The 16736-nt window shown below is 63.8% G+C and carries 13 protein-coding genes; 10 read left to right on the forward strand and 3 right to left on the reverse strand.

Annotation, left to right across the window (positions count from 1 at the left end):
- The 6 genes from H8A95_RS34660 to ptsN all read left to right on the forward strand — a co-directional run.
- A partial coding sequence (locus tag H8A95_RS34660; protein WP_229187224.1) for an LptA/OstA family protein occupies nt 1-416 on the forward strand: 416 nt, incomplete at its 5' end.
- 17 nt (nt 417-433) lie between these two features.
- A complete protein-coding gene (locus H8A95_RS34665; protein ID WP_420839505.1) occupies nt 434-1114 on the forward strand; it encodes an LptA/OstA family protein in 681 nt (226 codons plus the stop codon).
- Between the two features lie 318 nt (nt 1115-1432).
- Nucleotides 1433-2419 carry an LPS export ABC transporter ATP-binding protein gene (gene lptB, locus H8A95_RS34670; RefSeq protein ID WP_229187226.1) on the forward strand — a complete coding sequence of 329 codons (987 nt, stop codon included), beginning with the start codon at nt 1433-1435 and terminating at the stop codon, nt 2417-2419.
- Nucleotides 2420-2509: 90 nt separating this feature from the next.
- A complete protein-coding gene (gene rpoN, locus H8A95_RS34675; protein WP_229187227.1) occupies nt 2510-4165 on the forward strand; it encodes an RNA polymerase factor sigma-54 in 1656 nt (551 codons plus the stop codon).
- 185 nt (nt 4166-4350) lie between these two features.
- Nucleotides 4351-4950, forward strand: coding sequence for a ribosome hibernation-promoting factor, HPF/YfiA family (gene hpf / locus H8A95_RS34680; protein ID WP_163153961.1), 600 nt, complete (start codon nt 4351-4353; stop codon nt 4948-4950).
- A 230-nt stretch (nt 4951-5180) separates the two neighbouring features.
- Nucleotides 5181-5642, forward strand: a complete 462-nt coding sequence (gene ptsN / locus H8A95_RS34685) for a PTS IIA-like nitrogen regulatory protein PtsN (RefSeq protein ID WP_229187228.1) — start codon at nt 5181-5183, stop codon at nt 5640-5642.
- Nucleotides 5643-5681: 39 nt separating this feature from the next.
- On the opposite strand, the gene H8A95_RS34690 is transcribed toward ptsN, so the two are convergent.
- Together H8A95_RS34690 and H8A95_RS34695 are read right to left on the reverse strand one after the other, a co-directional pair.
- Nucleotides 5682-6920 carry a diguanylate cyclase gene (locus H8A95_RS34690; protein ID WP_229187229.1) on the reverse strand — a complete coding sequence of 413 codons (1239 nt, stop codon included), beginning with the start codon at nt 6918-6920 and terminating at the stop codon, nt 5682-5684.
- Between the two features lie 128 nt (nt 6921-7048).
- A complete protein-coding gene (locus H8A95_RS34695; RefSeq protein ID WP_229187230.1) occupies nt 7049-10297 on the reverse strand; it encodes an ATP-binding protein in 3249 nt (1082 codons plus the stop codon).
- A 388-nt stretch (nt 10298-10685) separates the two neighbouring features.
- Between H8A95_RS34695 and H8A95_RS34700 the strand changes: the two genes are divergently transcribed.
- Nucleotides 10686-11966, forward strand: a complete 1281-nt coding sequence (locus H8A95_RS34700) for a diguanylate cyclase domain-containing protein (RefSeq protein WP_229187231.1) — start codon at nt 10686-10688, stop codon at nt 11964-11966.
- Between the two features lie 41 nt (nt 11967-12007).
- On the opposite strand, the gene H8A95_RS34705 is transcribed toward H8A95_RS34700, so the two are convergent.
- Nucleotides 12008-12646: a TetR/AcrR family transcriptional regulator gene (locus H8A95_RS34705; RefSeq protein ID WP_229187232.1), complete on the reverse strand. Its 639-nt coding sequence runs from the start codon at nt 12644-12646 to the stop codon at nt 12008-12010.
- A 436-nt stretch (nt 12647-13082) separates the two neighbouring features.
- Between H8A95_RS34705 and H8A95_RS34710 the strand changes: the two genes are divergently transcribed.
- The 3 genes from H8A95_RS34710 to H8A95_RS34720 all read left to right on the forward strand — a co-directional run bounded on the left by H8A95_RS34710 (nt 13083) and on the right by H8A95_RS34720 (nt 16735).
- On the forward strand, nt 13083-13886 hold the full coding sequence (locus H8A95_RS34710) for an SDR family NAD(P)-dependent oxidoreductase (RefSeq protein ID WP_229187233.1): 804 nt from the start codon (nt 13083-13085) through the stop codon (nt 13884-13886).
- 36 nt (nt 13887-13922) lie between these two features.
- Entirely contained in the window at nt 13923-15053 is a 1131-nt protein-coding gene (locus tag H8A95_RS34715; protein ID WP_229187234.1) for a DUF5938 domain-containing protein, read from the forward strand.
- Between the two features lie 143 nt (nt 15054-15196).
- Complete coding sequence (locus H8A95_RS34720) at nt 15197-16735, forward strand: AMP-binding protein (RefSeq protein ID WP_229187235.1); 1539 nt, start codon at nt 15197-15199, stop codon at nt 16733-16735.
- The last annotated feature ends 1 nt before the right edge of the window (nt 16736 follow it).

Consider the following 16736-nt stretch of genomic DNA (forward strand, 5'->3'; position numbering starts at 1 on the left):
CCGCGGCCGCCAAGGGCGCGCCGATGCAATCGGCGACGCCCGGCCCCGGCGGCGCGTCGTCGATCAAGCGGCTCGAGGCGAAGGGCAACGTCGTCGTGACCCAGAAAGACCAGGTCGTCACCGGCGAGACCGCGATCTTCGACACCAAGACCAATTTGATCACCATGATCGGTGGCGGCGGCGGACAGGTGGTGCTCACCCAGTGCCAGAACGTGCTGCGCGGCGACCGCCTGCTGGTCGACATGACCACCGGCGTCTCGCGGGTCGAATCCGACAACGGCAAGGTGCAGGGCCTGTTCATCCAGTCGCAGGGCGGACAGACCGGCAAGGGTGGCTGCGGAACGCCAGCCGCCCCGGGCACAGCCCCAGCGGCCCCGTCACCGCTTCAACTGCTTCCGGGTAGCAAGTCGAAATAACGACCGCTGGTGCGAGGATGGCCATGATGACGCTTCCGTCGCGCACCGCAGTTCTCGCCATCCTCGCTGCGACGACGCTCGACCATGCGCATGGACAGGGTAGCGCGTCAGTGCCCAACAATGCCATGCAGGGCTTCGCGCAGAATCGCGACCAGCCGGTCCGGATCGAGTCCGCCGTGCTCGAAATGCGTGACCGGAAGAAGCAAGCGACTTTCTCGGGCAGCGTGAAAGTGGTGCAGGGCGACACCACGATGACGTCGAAGACACTGGTCGCATTCTACGACGACAAATCCGCTCAGCCGACGGCCCGCTCAGCGGCCGAGAACGGACCGAAGGGCACGCCGATGCCATCGGCGACACCCGGCCCCGGCGGCAGTTCCTCGATCAAGCGGCTGGAGGCGAGGGGCAATGTCGTCGTGATCCAGAAGGATCAGGTCGTCACCGGCGAGACCGCGATTTTCGACACCAGGACCAATTTGATCACCATGCTCGGCGGCGTGGTGCTGACCCAATGCCAGAACGTGGTGCGCGGCGATCGTCTGCGTGTCGACATGACGACCGGCGTCTCGCGGGTCGAATCCGACAGCGGAAAGGTGCAGGTGTTGATGGTTCAGGGACAGGGCTGTGGCGGCGCGCCGGCCGTGCCGAACCCCGTAAGCTCCCCGTCAGCTTCGGCCAAGCCACCAAAATCAAGATAAATCAATGCATTAGATAATATTTTGCGGGCGCGAGGTTGAAGCGCGCGGGACGAGACTGTATCTACTGCTGCGGCCCGGCCGAACGATGCGCCTCGAGGGGGAGTCATGTTGGCCGGAGGGGCATCCATTCATTCAAGGCGCGGGGGATCGCGCTTTGCCGTGTTGTTTGAGCATGATCTCCGCGCAAACGCGTCCGCTTTTGTTGCGAGGGAAGGCCGGTGTTCAGTTTTCCGGCTCATGCTTGCGCCTTCGCATGCGAATCGATTGGTCCGCAGGCAAAGTCGCGGGATCACCGTGAAAGGCTGAAGCGAAGCGGGGATGGTGGATTTTCTCGGCATGTTCCGGCGGCGCCCTGCGAAACGCAGTTCCGGATTTGCGCGTGCGCATGACGACATCACGGCGCTCGGCGATCAGTTTGGCGAGATGCTGACGTCACCGGTGCGGGACGCGCCGCCGATGGCGCGCGCCGCCCCGGTCCCCGGCGTCGAGCTGCCGCGGTCCCAGCCGGCTGCTGCGCCCGCTCCAGTGCGCGCGCGGCCCGCTCGTAACAACGCCGCTGCTGCGCCGCAGCTCATCAAGCGGCCGGGTTATCTCGCCGTGCACAGCGTGGAAAAGAGCTTTGGCAGCCGCCAGGTCGTGCGTGGCGTCAGCATCTATGTTCGCCGCGGCGAGGCGGTCGGCCTGCTCGGGCCGAACGGCGCCGGCAAGACCACCGTGTTCTACATGATCACCGGCCTGATCAAGGCCGATCGCGGCGCGATCGAGCTCGATGGCCACGACGTCACCAAGCTGCCGATGTATCAGCGCGCACGCCTCGGCATCGGCTACCTGCCGCAGGAAGCCTCGATCTTCCGCGGCCTGACGGTCGAGCAGAACATCCGCGCCGTGCTCGAGGTCGTCGAGCCCTCGAAGAAGAAGCGCGAGCACGAGCTGGATTCGCTGCTCGACGAATTCAACATCACGCGGCTGCGCAAGAGCCCGTCGATCGCGCTGTCCGGCGGCGAGCGCCGCCGCGTCGAAATCGCGCGCGCGCTGGCGACGCGGCCCAATTACATGCTGCTCGACGAACCGTTCGCTGGCATCGACCCGATCGCGGTCGGCGACATTCAGGACCTCGTCCGCCACCTCACCAACCGCGGCATCGGCGTGCTTATCACCGACCACAATGTCCGCGAGACGCTCGGCCTGACCGACCGTGCCTACATCGTCTATGCCGGTGAGATCTTGACTGAGGGCAGCCCGGAAGAGATCGTTAACGATCCGGATGTACGCAGGCTTTACCTTGGCGAGGAATTCCGCCTCTAGCCCAAATTTTGCATCCGTCAAGCCGTGTACAAGCTTCACAGACTAAGATAAGCAAGAATCGAGCCAACTTTCAGGGTCGATCTTGTCTCCATGGCGCTGACGCAAAGACTAGAGTTCCGCCAGTCGCAGTCGCTGGTGATGACGCCGCAGCTGATGCAGGCGATCAAGCTGCTGCAACTGTCGAACCTTGATCTGTCGGCCTTTGTCGAGGAAGAGCTGGAGCGCAACCCGCTGCTTGAGCGGGCTGCCGACGGGCCGGAGCCGCCGGTGGCGGGCGAGCCGGCCATGGAGCGGCCGGACTACGGCGATTCCGACGGTTCCAGCAATTATGGCGACGACGGCGACGCATCCGACATGGCCGCCGGTTCGGGCGGCGAGGCCGCCTTCGAGCCCGGCCAGGAGGAGTGGCTGAACCGCGACCTCGGCACCCGCGCCGAGATCGAGCAGACGCTCGACACAGGTCTCGACAATGTGTTTTCCGAAGAGCCGGCGGAAGCTGCCGCACGTGCCGCGCAGGACGCGCCACCGTCGGTCTATACCGAATGGGGCGGCGGCGCCTCCAGCGACGACGAATATAATCTCGAAGCCTTCGTGGCCGCCGAGCTGACACTCGCCGATCACCTCGCCGAACAGCTCGCCGTGGCGTTCTCGGCGCCGGCGCAGCGTATGATCGGGCAGTATCTGATCGATCTGGTCGACGACGCCGGCTACCTGCCGGCCGATCTCGGCCAGGCCGCCGAGCGGCTTGGCGCATCGCAGCAAGCGGTCGACGAGGTCGTCGCGGTGCTGCAGAAATTCGATCCGCCGGGCGTCTGTGCGCGAAACCTGAGCGAATGCCTGGCGATCCAGCTGCGCGAGCTCGATCGTTACGATCCGGCGATGCAGGCGCTGGTCGAGCATCTCGACCTGCTCGCCAAACGCGACATCGCAGGCCTGCGGAAGCTCTGCGGCGTCGACGATGAAGACATCACCGACATGATCGCGGAGATCCGCCGGCTCGATCCGAAGCCCGGCCTGAAGTTCGGCGCCTCGCGGACGCAAACCATGGTGCCTGACGTCTATGTGCGTCCGGGCCCCGACGGCGGCTGGCATGTCGAGCTCAACAGCGACACTCTGCCACGCGTCCTGGTCAACCAGACCTATTACTCTGAGCTGTCGAAGACGATCCGCAAGGACGGTGACAAGTCGTACTTCACCGACTGCCTGCAGAACGCGACCTGGCTGGTGCGCGCGCTCGATCAGCGCGCCCGCACCATCCTGAAGGTCGCAACTGAAATCGTTCGCCAGCAGGATGGTTTCTTCACCTATGGCGTCGCGCATTTGAGGCCGCTCAATCTGAAAGCGGTGGCGGACGCGATCCAGATGCATGAATCGACGGTGTCGCGCGTCACCGCCAACAAGTACATGGCGACCAATCGCGGCAGTTTTGAATTGAAGTATTTTTTCACCGCGTCGATTGCGTCCGCCGACGGCGGCGAGGCGCATTCGGCCGAAGCGGTGCGACACCATATCAAGCAACTGATCGACGGCGAGGCGCCGTCGGCGATCCTGTCCGACGACACGATCGTGGAACGTTTGCGTACTTCGGGCATTGATATCGCCCGCCGCACCGTTGCGAAGTACCGCGAGGCGATGCGGATACCATCCTCGGTGCAGCGCCGCCGTGACAAACAGAGCATGCTCGGTAATGCCCTTTCGGCCCCAGCCTCCTCGTCCGACCGATCGCGCGATACAGCCCCCGTTTAGGTTACTTCTTGAGCGGGACCCCGTTCGAGTACGGGCGGGTTCATGCGCTCGTTGCGTTCGCGTCAAATCGGGATAGTCTCAATTGTTCCAGGTGAAGCGTCGTCCTGCCAGGGAGGTGACCGGAAGCCCAGCAAGCATCATGCTCCTGCAAGAGTGATCGAGGCATCCAGCAATTGAGGCATCAAATGACCCTTCGAATCTCGGGAAAGAGCATCAGCATCGGCGAGGCGCTTCGGGCGCGCGTCAGCGAGCGCACCGACGAGGTCCTGCGAAAGTATTTTGATGGCAACTATTCCGGTCACATCACGCTGAGCAAGGATGGCTTCGGCTTCCGAACCGACTGCGCGCTGCATCTGGATTCCGGCATCACGCTGGAAGCCGAATCCAACGCCGCCGATGCCTATGCCAGCGCGGACGTCGCGCTGCTGATGATCGAGAAGCGCCTGCGCCGCTACAAGAGCCGGCTCAAGGACCGCTCTGCCCGCAAGACTTACGCTGCGACTGCGGCGCTCGCCGAACTGAACGGCGCCGGGCTCGACGCGCCGAGCTACGTCATCGAGGCGCCCGAGAACGAGGACGAGGTCACCGAATACAGCCCGGTGATCATTGCCGAGGCAACCACCGCGCTGAAACGGCTGTCGGTCAGCGAAGCCGTGATGGAGCTCGATCTGACCGGCGCCTCCTGCCTGGTGTTCCAGCATGGCGGCAGTGGCCGGTTGAACATCATATACCGCCGTACGGACGGCAACGTCGGCTGGGTCGATCCGCCCGCGGTGAGCCCCTGAGATATATGGCAGATGGCATTGACGTCCGAAGCCAGCCCTGCTTATGGTCCGCCGCCTCCAGGAATAAGGGGGGCGGAACAGGGTTCGCAGCTGTTGGCACCGCCGATGCGTTGGAGTAGAAGCCCTGCCAACCGGACCCGGGCCAAGCCCGCATCCCACCTCATCTTCTTGACGCCGCCGCTGTAAAGCCTATTTCGCAACCTGACGGTCATTCACCTCGGAACGTCCCAATGCCGATTACCGATCTGGTCGCACCCGAGGCGATACTCCCGGCTTTGAAAGTCATCAGCAAGAAGCAGGCGCTGCAGGAACTCGCCGCGCGTGCTTCGGCTCTAACCGGGCAGAACGAACGCGCCATCTTTGAGGTGCTGCTGCAGCGCGAGAAGCTCGGCACCACGGCGGTCGGCTATGGCGTCGCCATTCCGCACGGCAAGCTGCCCAAGCTGGAAAAGCTGTTCGGCTTCTTCGCCCGCCTCGATCGCCCGATCGATTTCGAGGCGATGGATGGCCAGCCGGTCGATCTGATCTTCCTGCTGCTGGCGCCCGAAGGCGCCGGCGCCGATCATCTCAAGGCGCTGGCGCGCATCGCCCGCCTGTTGCGCGACCAGGACGTCGCCAAGAAGCTGCGTGCCTCGCGCGACGCACAGGCGATCTACTCGGTGCTCGCGCTGCCGCCGGCGAGCGCGGCGTAACGCGCGTTCCGGCCACCTGCCGCGCTGGTTTCTGATCGGCTACGGCGCGGACGCCACCGTGCCGCGGCGTTCGACGGCAAGACCATCCGAGCAACCCGGCGACAGATCCTGTGTCCCATCGACGCTTGGTTCGGCACTGACGACCACACGGTTTCTGCCAGCTGCCTTGGCTTGATAGAGCGCGCGGTCGGCCCGGTCCATGGCCGGCTTCAGCGTTGTCGCCTGGCGCATGAACTGCGCGGCGCCGATGCTCACAGTAAACCTGACGCTCGCGGTCTCCAGCGGAACGTTGAGCAAAGCCACGTCCTGCCGAATTCGCTCTGCGGCGATCTCGGCGCCCGCCAGGTCCGTCTCGGCAAGTACGATCGCGAACTCTTCGCCGCCGATCCGTCCAAGAATGTCCGAGGGGCGAATCCGCGCATGAAGATGAGCCACGAGTTCCTTCAGCACGGCATCGCCACCGCTGTGGCCATAGCTGTCATTGATCGATTTGAAGCGATCGATATCGATCATGAGGATCGACGTTGCCCTGTCATAGCGCCTGGCGCGTTCCAGCTCCGCCAGTCCGCGTTCGGTGAAGCTGCGCCGGTTCAATCCGCCCGTCAGCGGGTCCGTCGTCGCCATGCGGACCAATTCCCTCGTGTATCGCACGATGCGCCCCACCATCGGACGGAATATCCCAAGGGCTTCCGCGAGCAGGGTGATCAGAACCACGCCAAGCGAACCGATCTGGATTCGCGCGAGAGTCTCGAGCTGCCGCTCGCTGGTCTGTTGGTGGGCGCTGACGACCTCGTTGAGCCTTGTCAGCAGCGGCGATCTGGCGGCCGCGAACAGCCGGCTGAGCGCAGGCTGCGATCCCTGATCTCCGGGCTTCATGGCTGCCACCGTCCGTGCATCTGCAACATAGACGCGAACCAATTCGTCCAGCGAAGGGGAGCCGGTGAAATAGATGTCGAACAACCTTGTTGAGGTGGGTGCTGGCAGCTTTAACGCGTCGTCTCCGCTGCGAAGCCGCTGGTGCGCAGCTTCGAACTGATCGATCGCCGTCACCAGATCGGCGCGCACATTGAGGTCACCGAGTGCATATTGTGCCGCCAGGCTCGAAATCCTCTGCGAGAACATACGCTGTCGCCCGCTGACGTTGACGACCGAAGCAGCGCCTTCGTGCGCTCTCAACACCCCGTTCAACGTCCAGTGCGAGGCGAACGACATGACGGCGACCACGCACAAAGCGAGGATATAGGCGGCAGTAAGAGACCGAGCGGAAAGGTTGTTCATCTCGCGAGCCTCGTTGCAGGCAGCACATTACCGGCCTTGTTCTGCAATGGTTACAAACCCGCGCGCGAAATGCCGAAGACGATCTTCGAACGGTTAACGCGCGATGAAGGACGAAAACGCAGGAGACATCAGGCGCCTCTCGCCACGGTCTCGCTGAGCGCCGAGCGGAACGCGATTTCCGCCAACGCGGCTTGGCAGGCCGCGCGCGCGGCGGCGAGGATTTTGGCGAGGTCCGGCGAGTCGTCGCGAACGGCCGCTTCGAGCTCGGCGCAGATGCCGGAAAGGTCATTGAAGCCGAGCATTCCCGCGGAGGACGTCAGCTTGTGGGCCTCCTGGGCAATCTCCGCCCACTGCGCGTCGCTTTCGGGTTTCTCGACAAACTGATTGGCCAACCGGGTGCCCAGTTTGCCGAGCAGTTCGTTGACCTTTTTGGGTCCTAGGAGATCGGATACCGCCGCAAAAGTTTCGACATTCAGAACGGCAGCCGAATTGTCAGGGTTCGGCTGCGCCAAAAGTGCGGGGGACATTTCCTGCGAGGCGGCACGGTCTATCGCCGCGAGCAGTTCGTCCCGCCTGAGCGGTTTGCCGACGTGTCCGTTCATGCCTGCCGCGCGAAACGTTTCGACTTGCTGCGGGAGCACATTTGCAGTCATTGCGACGATCGGAACTTGTCTTCCCGGTTCGGGAAGCGAACGAATGCGCTTCGTTGCCGTTACTCCATCCATGCCGGCCATCTGAATGTCCATCAGCACGACGTCGTATCTGCAAGCCTCGACGGCCGAGATCGCTTCAGATCCGTCCGAGACCACGTCGACACGGTGACCTGCGGCTTCGAGCATCGAGCGAACGATTTCCTGATTCACGTCCAAATCCTCGACAACGAGGATCCGGGATGGCCGCGCGATCGGCGCCCGGCCTTGATGAGGAACGCGCGTCGAATCGGACCCGGCGGCGGGCGATAGGGTCACGGCAAACCAGAACGCCGACCCCTTTCCGACATTGCTCGCAACCCCGATTTCGCCGCCCATCAGTTCGATGAGGCGCTTGCAAATCGCGAGCCCCAATCCGGTCCCGCCAAATTCGCGGCTGGTCGAACCGTCGACCTGGCTGAACCTTTGGAACAGGCGGTGCAGCTTGTCGCCTGGAATGCCGATACCGGTATCGGACACGGTAAACCGCAGTCTTTCTCCGTCACTTCGAGATTCGATGTGCTCGACCGTCAGCGCCACATGACCTGACGGCGTGAACTTGATTGCGTTGTTGAGCAGGTTGAGCAGCACCTGCCGCAGCCGGCTTTCGTCCCCGCAGACATATGGGGGAATACGTCTGTCCGTCTCGACGGTCAGCTCAAGGTGCTTCTTGGATGCGGCGTCTCGCAGGACAGATATGCTGCCGTCGATCAGCGACGTCAGGGAAAATTCGGTCGACACCAGCTCCAGCTTGCCTTCCTCGATCTTGGAGAAGTCGAGAACGTCATTGACCGCCGTCAGCAGAAACGCGCCGGCTGTCTGGATCAGCCCAACCTGTCGCCGCACTTCCGGATCGAGGTCGCTCCGGTCGAGGATGATGTCGGCGAAGCCAAGCACGCTGTTGAGCGGTGTGCGCAATTCATGGCTCATGGTAGCCAAAAACTGTCCCTGAGCGGCGGCCGCTTGTTCGGCAAGCTTTCGTGCCGCGATCGCTTCGTCCTCCGCTGCCTTGCGGGCGGACACATCCCTCAGGGCGCCCAGGATGCCGCACGGCCGGCCGTCCTGGTCGCGCACCAGGCGCAATTCTGCCTCGACCCACACCCAGTGTCCGTCGCGGTGCCGGATGCGATTGGTGACCGACGCTCGCTCCCGTCCATTCAGGACAGCCAGATAGGTCTCCTCGACCTGCTCGGCGTCGTTGGGGTGGATCATGTTGACCGGTTTGCGACCAGTCAGCTCCTCGGCCGAATAGCCGAGGATCTCGTAGCTGGCGGGCGAGACGTATCGACGGATGAGGTCGAGGTCGAGCCGGAAAATCATATCCGTGGAGCTGTCGGCGAGAAGCCGGTACCGCGTTTCACTGTCCTTCAGCGCCGCTTCCGCCGCGCGCTGCGCCGTGACGTCGGTATACGTTCGAACCACGCCACCGTTGGCGAACGGAACGGTCTGAATCTCGAGGATCGTGCCGTTCGGACGTTTCCGCTCATAGACGTTGCGCGATTCGCCGTGGATCCGCGGCAGAAGTCGGCTCTTGACGTCGTCCGGGACGTTGGCGAACTCGCCCTGCCTGGTTTGATATGCGATCAGCTCGTCCGCATTCGGATTCGAATCCATGAGGCTGGGTGGCAGATCGAGCAGCTCCATCGCGCGGCGGTTGCAGACTGGAAGCGCGCCTTTGTTGTCGACGACGATCAGGCCCTGCTCCATGTTCTCAAGCGCGGCCTGCAGCAGCGCAGCCTGCCGCGCGATTGCGCGGTCCTGCCTCAGCAGGTGGGCGCCGCCCAGCACCACAAGCACGATGAGTGCGATGGCGACCGGAGCAGCGGCGCGGACATGCTCGTAGACCGGATCCAGGGCAAGCGCCCGGGCCGAGGTGACGATCATGACCAGGGGAAAGCCCGGAACGGTCTTGAATGCAACAAGCCGACTGATCCCGTCGATTTGGCTGACGGCCTCGATCTCGCCCGAATCCATCTTCGACAGGTATTTCAGAATCGGGCTGTCGCTCTTGAACGAAGTCTGCATCGCGATGTCGACGAACGGCTCTCTTGTCAGAATGACGCCTTCGCGGTCCATCAGCACAACCGACCCGTTGCTTTGCGGCCTGAGCGCCTTGAAGACGGGCGCGAAGTACGACAGATCGAGCGTCGCTGACATGACACCGGCGAAGCTGCCGTCGGCGTTGGTCAGTCGCCTGGAGACCGAGGTACTCCATTCGCCCGTCTCATCCGAGCGGACGGGTCGGTCGATCAGAAAGCGATCGTCCTTGCCGTTTCGCTGTGCCTCGAAAAACGGCCTGCCGGCGAGGCTCGGGCGGGCCAGATCGCCCTCAAAGGAATGGACGGCGACATTGCCTGCCGCGTCGGTCCATTCGATCCCCGTCACCAGCGGATTACTGCTCCGCAGCAGCCGCAGCGCGCGATACGCCATCGCCATCGGATAAAGACCAGCCGAGGAGTTGGTGCGAACCAGTTCCGCGGCGGTCAAGGTACGTCCCAGGCCCTCAAAGGTGCTGCTCGCCTGTTCGGCCAGCACGTCCGCAAGCCTCGCATTCGCACGCTCGGCGTCGGCGATCGCGGACGAGTAGCGGCTGTGCAGGTCACCGAGGAATAGCAGGATGCCGATGGTGACCAGGCCGATCAGCGCCGGCAAACCGTAGCGCGTGCGGTCGTTCAGCTTCCGATCCATCATCGTTCTCCGCACCTTTGCGTCGCCGGAGGCCGGCGCGACCCAAGCGGCACGTCAAAGTGGACGCGGCCATTCCTCACGCAAGTCTTGCCATTACGTCGTTAAGGAATGCCATCCATTGGCGGCCCGGCGCCCCCGGCCGGGCTCAAAGGGCCAGTCGCGCAATCGAATGATGGTTCATCAACCATTAACCACGTCGCGATCGCAGTGGACCGCTCGTAGATCATTCCTAACCATCACCTGCGAAGAGAGTTGGTGCGACGGAGCTGGGACTGCCGCGCGGCGACGGCTCCTCTGGCGGCGCCGACGCACCGGAGCACAGTTCAGCGGAGAACGGTCCGCACCTGATCCTGAATGAGAAGCGTAATCACATAAAAACACTATCGATATGAGCAGCCTCTCGCACGAGTATCTCGGCATAGCCATCGTAGATGACGACGACGTCTACCGGAGCTACGTGTCGGCGCTCGTATCGAAGAACACCCGTTTTTCCGTCTTCGAAGCCTCCTCGGGCGAGGAGCTGTATCGCATTCTCGACAGCCAGAAGGTCGATTGCATCATCCTCGACTACAATCTCGGAACCGAAAGCGGCTTTGCCGTCCGGGATCGCCTGGGTGAACGCTACCACTCCGTTCCGCCGATCGTCATGCTGACGGGAGACGGCCGTGAAAGTACCGTCATCAAGGCGCTTCGATTGGGCTTCAACGATTATCTGGCAAAGCGCGAGTTGACCGCGGATGGGTTGATCTCGGCGATCGGCCGCGCCGTGCAACGGGCCAGGGACGAACAGCGGACAAGGGCCGAGCACGAACGTCTCGCCAACATGTCCGGCGTGGACCTTGTCACGGGACTGCTCGGGCAAGCGAAACTCGATGGACGGCTCGCGCAGCTCGCGGCCATGGGCCACGGCGCCCGATCCGCATACGCGATCGTCCTCGTCGAAATGAACGAGTTGCACGCCATCAACGAGAGCTTTGGGTTGAAAGCCGGCGATCAGGCGCTGCGGGCGTTCGGAGAACGGCTGTCGAAGGCCGCAAGGTCGAGCGATATCTGCGGGCGCTATTCCGGAAGCAGTTTCCTGATTGTCGTCGATGTGAGATCGGATCCTGGTCAGCTCCAGAGCTTCTGCGAGAGATTGACCAGCGACCTTGCTTTCCGAATCGATCTGAATGCGGCGAGTCTTGATCTGTCCGCCTGCATTGGTGCGGCACTGGGCGCGGAGGGTGCGGGCGGCGGCACGGCCGGTGCGGATTTGATGAAGCCTGCGCTGGACGCGCTCGACGCGGCCAGAGCAGCTGGCTCCCCGTTCAAGATATCGGACAGGCGGTCGTCCGCGCCGCCCTCAGGCGGCGCAGCGTCAACGACGGCAGAGCCGGTCCCGTCGGACGCCGGTGTCCGTCCGGCTGCAGATCAGTTGCGGACGTCGGATCGCCGGCGCGAGCCGCGCCAAAGGGTCTTCAAGCGCGGACAGATCCTCCTCCCGGGTTTGGGGGCGACAATCGACTGCACCGTGAGGAATCAGTCCCGGCGGGGGGCGGGAATTCGTATCGACGCGCCCTTCGCGGTTCCGAAGGAGTTCGAACTCCTGATCACCGGAGACGGCGTCAGGAAGCGGGTTCAGGTCCGATGGCAGATCGGCACCGACCTCGGCGTCGAATATATCGCCTGACGACCGAGCGTTTTGCTACAGCGTGGGGTTTCGCAATCGTCTCAGCAAATCGTCGGCAGCAGACGGCGAACTTCGTCGAGCAGATCCGGAACGGCCTTCCTGTCATCTGCGAGGTGCCTGAGCAGCGCGCTCTGGAACAGGCCGTCGAACAGCGCGTAGAGTGCAGCCGGTGACGATGCCGGGCGCTTGTTGCCGAGCTCGGCGTAGCGCGTGGCGATGCGCCAGATCATCGCTTCGAGGCTCTTGTCGATCTCGAGCACGTCCTTGCGAAACGCCGGCTCGAACATCGCCTGCGAACGCAGATCGTACCAGAGCCGATGCATGCGCGCTTCGTTCTCAAGCGTTGCCGCGAGCTTGGCGAGGAAGCCCTCGGTCAATTCGTCGCGGCTGCGTGCCGTCGTCACCACCTCGTCATATCGCGTCACGCATTTCGCCTTGTAGTGACGGACGCAACAGCAGATCAGATCGAGCTTGTCGCTAAAGTAATAGTGAAACACGCCGTGCGTGAATGCGGAGTTCTGCGCGATCTCGCGCAGGCTGGTGCGCGCGAAGCCGAGCTCGCCAAGCGTTTCCAGCGCGGCTTCCGCAAGCTCGATGCGCCGTGCGTTGAACTTCTCGTCGCGCAGCGTCTCGGCCGCTACGGCCACACGCTGGGCCGCTCCTGTCGCTTGCCGCGCCATCCGGTGCCTATCCTCTGTCTCTTCCCTCTAGAGCCTATTCCGTCCCGATTGAATCGGAACGGGGCTCTAGATTCTTGTCCGACGCGTTTTCTTCACGCGAACCGGAATCCACTTCGCTTGAAAACGCTTTGAGCAACTATACCGCGGTGACTGCGGTGTGCTCCATCCCTTCACAATCATCCTATTTGACACTTGTCAAATTCAGGCTTGACAAGTGTCAAGTTCCTGGACGAGGGTTGGGTCAATAATTTGGACAACCGTCAAGACGGCTGACCAATCGACAAAACAGGAGGAAACGCATCGCCGGGCGCGCCAACGCTGCGCCCCGCCGACCCCGGCCGCCATCACCAATACGCTCAGACTATGCAGGCCGCCGGCCGGTGCTGCCGCCGGCCGCGTCACCGATCAAATCACCAAGCAAAGGGAGGACTACGTCATGAGTGGGAAGAGCCTTGAAGGCAGGAAAGCCCTGGTCACCGGCGGCGCCCGGGGGATTGGCGCAGCGATCGCGCAGGCGCTGGCGCGGTCCGGTGCCGCGGTCATGATCGGCGATATTCTCGACGATGCCGGCAAGGCGACCGCCGCCGAGATCGCCAAGGCCGGCGTGAAGACCGGATTTGCAAAACTCGACGTCACCGACGACGCGCAATGGGAACGGGCTGCGGCCGCGACGGTCGAAACCCTCGGCGGCTTCGACATCTTGATCAACAATGCCGGCATCGAGATCACCTCGCTGGTCGCCGATATCAAGGCCGAGGACGCGCGCCGCATGTGCGACGTCAACATCGTCGGCACCGTGCTCGGCATGAAGCACGCCTTCCACGCGATGCGGCCAGGCGGCGCCGCGGGCAAGGGCGGCGCGGTCGTCAACATCGCCTCGGTCGCTGCGACGATCGCCTTCCCGAGCATCGCCGTCTACTCCGGCACCAAATCCGCGGTTGACCGCATGACCCGCGTCGGCGCGATGGAAGCCGGCAAGCTCGGCTATGGCGTGCGCGTCAACTGCATCTATCCCGGCCTGATCCCGACCGACATGGGCCTGCAGCTCGCCAATGACATCGTGAAGATCGGTCTTGCGCCCGACGTCAACGCCGCCGTCGGCTCGGTGGTGGAGCAGACGCCGCTCGGCAAGCTCGCCGAGGTCTCCGACATCGCCGACGCCGCGGTGTTCCTGTGCTCGAACGAGGCCCGCTTTATCACCGGCATCGGCCTGCCGGTCGATGGCGGCATGGGCATGTAGCAACAACGTCGACAACAAGCATTTCGGAGGATCGCAATGAGCGAGAAGAAGCCTGTCATCGTCTATGGCGCGTCCGGCTACACCGGCCGGCTGGTCTGCGAATATCTGCGCGAGTACAACATCCCCTTCATCGCCGCCGGCCGCAGCGCCGAGAAGCTCAATGCCGCGATGAAGTCGAACGTGGCCGGCATCGAGACCGCCGACTACGAAGTGGTGACGGTGCCGCACACCGTCTCCGCGCTGACTGAACTGTTCAAGGGAGCCTCGGTGGTGCTCAACACCGTGGGCCCGTTCGCCAAGTTCGGCGTCGAGGTGGTGCAGGCTTGCCTCGCTGCCAAGTGCCACTACACCGACACGACCGGCGAGCAGGACTGGCTGATCACGCTCGATCAGGAGTTCGGCACGAAGTTCGGCAATGCCGGCCTGCTGCTGGCGCCGGGTATCGCGCAGATGTACACCACCGGCGAGATCGCCGCGCAGCTCTGCCTGGAAACGCCCGGCCTCGACACGCTTGATATCGCCGTGTTCTGGGGCGGCAGCCCGACCATCGCCTCGACGCAGACCATCCTGGTCAACGCCGCGATGGCCAAGGCCTACTACCTGGAGCAGAACAAGTACGTCGAGCATCAGCCCGACGCCGGCCTCTACAACCTCGCCATCCCCGGCCAGCACGAGCTGGCGCTGGCGCTGCCCTGGGGCGGCACCTCGCACCCGGTGTGGTTCAAGCGCGATCCGCGCGTGGCCAACGTGAAGGTGCTGGGCGGCGTGTTCAACCGGGCGCTGATGCTGGGCGTGCCGCAGATCGTTGCCGCCGCGCTGGAGGCGACCAAAGACATGAAGCCCGACGAGCGCTACGCCGCGTTGGCGCAGACCGCTGCCGGCGTGATGAACACCATGCCGCCGCGCGAGAACCCGCGCGTCAACAAGTCGATGGATTCGGTGTATGCCTCCGGTCCGCTGGGGCGCGCGCACTGCGTCATCTACGGCAACAGCAACTACAAGCAGACCGCCATGCTGCAGGCCTTTGCTGCGGCGTACCTGCTGCAGCAGCCGCCCAAGCGCGTCGGCTTCGCCTCCGGTTGCCAGGCGTTCGGCCATCACGAACTGCTCGGACAATTGCGTAGCTTCGGCCTGGTTGGCAAGCCGGTCCTGACTGTGCACGACTAAGCTTGAGCCCCGGTCGGATCGGGGCTCAACACTCCGTTCCCTGAAGCGTTTTCGTCAAACGGGCCCGCATCCAATTTGCTCGAAAACGCTCTACCCGCGGGTGACGCAGTCGCGCGTCACCCGCATCTAGCGCGAGACCCGCCATGCGCTTCATCGATTATCTCGACAAGGGTTCTTCGCTGGGCGCCGACGCGCCGTGCCTCACCATGGACGGCCGCGACCTCAGCTATGGCGAGGTCCAGCGGCTGAGCTACCGGATCGCACGCGGGCTCGAGCGGTCGGGCATCGCTCCCGGCGATAAGGTCGCGATCCTGTCCGGCAACGATCCGATCGCTTTCGCCTGCGTGTTCGGCATCTCGTGCGCCGCCGCCGTGTGGTGCCCGATCAATCCGCGCAACGAGGCGGCCGAGAACAAGTTCATCCTCGATCAGTTCGATTGCAGCCTGCTGCTGTTTCATTCGAGCTTCGCGCCGATGGTCGAGGCCGTCAGGCAGGATCTGCCGAAGCTGCGCGCGCTGGTCTGCCTCGATACCGAGCTGCCGTTCGCACCGTCGTTCGACCGCTGGCTCTCCGGGCTCGCCGACAATCTCCATCAGCGCGCCACGATCGACGATCTCGCGATGATCCCGGGCACCGGCGGCACCACCGGCAAGCCCAAGGGCGTGATGCTGTCGGGGCGCAACATCGAGGCGATGACCGCGCTGACCCTGATGGGCTACCCGTTCAAGGGCCGTCCGATCTATCTCGCGCTGGCGCCGCTGACGCATGCCGCCGGCGTGCTGTGTTTTCCGATCATGACGCTCGGCGGCCGCGTCGTGATCATGCATCACCCTGACATCGGCGAGTTCCTGGCGCTGATCGAGCGCTATCGCGTCACCCACACGTTCCTGCCGCCGACCGTGATCTACATGCTGCTCGATCATCCCAGGCTCGACGCGGCCGATCGCAGCTCGCTGCAATGTTTCTGGTATGGCGCGGCGCCGATCTCGGCGACGCGGCTCGCGGAGGCCTTGAAGCGGATCGGGCCGATGGCGCAGCTGTTCGGCCAGACCGAGGCGCCGATGATGATCTCGATGATGGCGCCGGCGGACCACTACAATCCGGACGGCTCGATCGCGCTGGAGCGTCTCTCCTCGGCGGGGCGGATCGGCCCGCTGGTGCAGGCCGGCATCATGGATGGCGACGGCAAGCTGCTGCCTGCCGGCTCGCGCGGCGAGATCGTGGTGCGCGGTTCGCTTGTCATGGAAGGCTACTACAAGAACCCGGAGGCCACGCGTGAGGCCTCGGCGCATGGCTGGCACCACACCGGCGATATCGGCTACATCGACGGCGACGGCTACCTCTACATCGTCGACCGCGCCAAGGACATGATCATCACCGGCGGCTTCAACGTCTACTCGATCGAGGTCGAGAACGCGTTGCGCGCCCACGAGGCGGTGCAGGATTGCGCGGTCATCGGACTGCCCGACGACAAATGGGGCGAGCGCATCGTCGCCGTGGTGCAGCCGCGCGCCGGCCAGACCGTCGATGCGACGGCGCTGGCCGCGTTCGTCAAGCAGCAGGTCGGCAGCATCAAGACGCCGAAGCAGATCGAGGTCTGGGACGATCTGCCGCGTTCCAAGGTCGGCAAGGTGCTGAAGCCGGACATCCGCGCGCGCTTGACGGAGCGTTCAGGCAGCTAGA

Origin of the sequence: Bradyrhizobium oropedii (genome assembly GCF_020889685.1) — a bacterium.
GTDB classification, from domain to species: domain Bacteria; phylum Pseudomonadota; class Alphaproteobacteria; order Rhizobiales; family Xanthobacteraceae; genus Bradyrhizobium; species Bradyrhizobium oropedii.

Excerpts from the sequence above, each read along its gene's own strand:
- H8A95_RS34665 (WP_420839505.1), top strand. The coding sequence starts at position 434 with ATGGCCATGATGACGCTTCCGTCGCGCACCGCAGTTCTCGCCATCCTC.
- lptB (WP_229187226.1), top strand. The coding sequence starts at position 1,433 with ATGGTGGATTTTCTCGGCATGTTCCGGCGGCGCCCTGCGAAACGCAGT.
- rpoN (WP_229187227.1), top strand. The coding sequence starts at position 2,510 with ATGGCGCTGACGCAAAGACTAGAGTTCCGCCAGTCGCAGTCGCTGGTG.
- hpf (WP_163153961.1), top strand. The coding sequence starts at position 4,351 with ATGACCCTTCGAATCTCGGGAAAGAGCATCAGCATCGGCGAGGCGCTT.
- ptsN (WP_229187228.1), top strand. The coding sequence starts at position 5,181 with ATGCCGATTACCGATCTGGTCGCACCCGAGGCGATACTCCCGGCTTTG.
- H8A95_RS34690 (WP_229187229.1), bottom strand. The coding sequence starts at position 6,920 with ATGAACAACCTTTCCGCTCGGTCTCTTACTGCCGCCTATATCCTCGCT.
- H8A95_RS34695 (WP_229187230.1), bottom strand. The coding sequence starts at position 10,297 with ATGGATCGGAAGCTGAACGACCGCACGCGCTACGGTTTGCCGGCGCTG.
- H8A95_RS34700 (WP_229187231.1), top strand. The coding sequence starts at position 10,686 with ATGAGCAGCCTCTCGCACGAGTATCTCGGCATAGCCATCGTAGATGAC.
- H8A95_RS34705 (WP_229187232.1), bottom strand. The coding sequence starts at position 12,646 with ATGGCGCGGCAAGCGACAGGAGCGGCCCAGCGTGTGGCCGTAGCGGCC.
- H8A95_RS34710 (WP_229187233.1), top strand. The coding sequence starts at position 13,083 with ATGAGTGGGAAGAGCCTTGAAGGCAGGAAAGCCCTGGTCACCGGCGGC.
- H8A95_RS34715 (WP_229187234.1), top strand. The coding sequence starts at position 13,923 with ATGAGCGAGAAGAAGCCTGTCATCGTCTATGGCGCGTCCGGCTACACC.
- H8A95_RS34720 (WP_229187235.1), top strand. The coding sequence starts at position 15,197 with ATGCGCTTCATCGATTATCTCGACAAGGGTTCTTCGCTGGGCGCCGAC.